At 57.9% G+C, this 1,871-nt stretch carries 2 protein-coding genes; both read right to left on the reverse strand.

The window, feature by feature from the left end; translation table 11 throughout:
* Positions 1–816 (reverse strand): zinc-binding alcohol dehydrogenase (locus tag FJ404_19800; GenBank protein ID MBM3825090.1); only part of this gene is annotated, 816 nt, incomplete at its 3' end.
* 36 nt (positions 817–852) lie between these two features.
* A partial coding sequence (locus FJ404_19805) for an asparagine synthetase B (GenBank protein ID MBM3825091.1) occupies positions 853–1,871 on the reverse strand: 1,019 nt, incomplete at its 5' end.

A 1,871-nucleotide genomic window follows, 5' to 3' on the forward strand; every position in this document is an offset into this window, starting at 1 on the left:
GGATAACCCCGCCACCCCGACGAGGACGATGCGCCCTCGCTTGCGGCACATGCTTGCGGCTTGATGAACCGGCTCGTTGCTTGAAGTGGCCGCCGTAATTAAGACCGCATCCACGCCTCTTCCCTGGGTCGCCTCCATGGCCACCGCGACAGGATCGGTTCCCTTGGATAAATCCACGGTGGTCACCCCCCAGGCTTGCGCAAGCGCACAGCGACCGGAGTCAAAATCAATTCCGATGACCCGGCATCCGTGAGCCAATGCCAGTTGGACGGTCAGGAGCCCAATGAGTCCCAATCCCGTCACGACGATGGTTTCCCCGAGCGTGGGCACCGCAAGCCGCAGGCCTTGCAATCCAATGGCTCCCACCATGGCGAAGGTCGCTTGTTCGTCCGAAACACCCTCGGGAATACGCGCACAGAGATTTTTAGGCACTGCCACCCACTCCGCATGCTTCCCGTTGCTGATCACCCGGTCGCCCGGAGAGAATCCATCCACGCATGCACCTGCGCGAACCACCCGGCCGGCGTTGCAATATCCCAACGCTAACGGTTGATCGAGCTTGCTCTGCACCGCGGAAAGGGTCGCTGCCACGCCATCCGTCTTCGCCTTCTCCAGAACCATCTTCACCTTGTCAGGCTGCTGGCGGGCTTTCTCGATCCAATTCGCCCTTCCGAATCCAACGAGGCTGCGCTCGGTTCCAGCAGAAATCAGGGATGCGGACGTCCGAATGAGCAACTGGCCGGCCCCTGCTGCAGGCACAGGGACATCGGCCAACTCGGTCCGGCCAGTTTTCAAACTTTGCAGAATCTGTTTCATTTCGCCAGGACGGGTGTTCCTCCGCCCATTACGTTTTCAGTGGGAAAGGCTTAAGGACTGCACAGGCCGCTGATCCAGAAAATGTTGGCACCACAACTCAATGCAAATAAGCGATAACAGCGTATAACTTGCATCCACTTTGCCTGCGTCATTATCCGCCATGAGCCGCTGGACTGCATGGGGTTCAAACAGTCCCCTCCTTCTCAAACTGGACTCTGAAAGCAAGTCTCCCAGCAGTTCCCGGAGCTCGAATCGAATCCACCGCCGCAAGGGAGCCCCAAAACCGCTCTTCGGACGATAGACGATAGAATGAGGCAAATAGGGCTCCATCGCCTTTTTGAAGACCCACTTGCCTTCACCTCCTTTTTGTTTGAAGCGAGCCGGAATTCGGCTGGCGAATTCAGCAAGTTCCAAGTCCAAATAGGGCACTCTCGCCTCGATACCCACAGCCATCGACATCTTGTCTGTATAGATAAGATTGTGATCGGCCAGGAAGAACCGCTGTTCCAAAGCCAGCATCCGATCCAGGGGCTCCTTCGAGGGAGGAAGCTTCTCGAGAAATTCCAACATGGGTTGCTCGGCTCTTTCCGCTCCAAGCGCGGTAATAAAATCCTTGGTGAGGAGTGGCAGCAAATCATCGCGGGGCGTCCACAGAAAATAGTTGATCAACCGGCGGTCACCGGCCAATGCCGCCCCGTCAAAAAGTTTTCCAAGCCGCCTCAGGGTGGGCCTCCGCTTGTCCAGATTTCGCGTGACCTGCGAGAGGCGCTTTCGAATTTCGACGGGAAGCCAGCTCCAGATGGCTTCTGCTCTCACAGCCTGATGCCGGCGATACCCTGTGAATAGGTCGTCGCCGCCGGCGCCCGAAAGCAAAACCTTGATCCCCATCTCTCGGGCTCGACGGCTGATATACAACACATTCAGTGGCGCTGGGTCCGCCAAGGGCTCATCCAACTGCACCACCATCGACATGAGATCGGCCGCCATACGGGAGGAATCGACCGTCACCACCTCCAAGGGCACTCCCAAATGAGCGGCGACCTGCCTGGCGTGAG

Source organism: Verrucomicrobiota bacterium, assembly GCA_016871495.1.
Taxonomy (GTDB): domain Bacteria; phylum Verrucomicrobiota; class Verrucomicrobiia; order Limisphaerales; family VHDF01; genus VHDF01.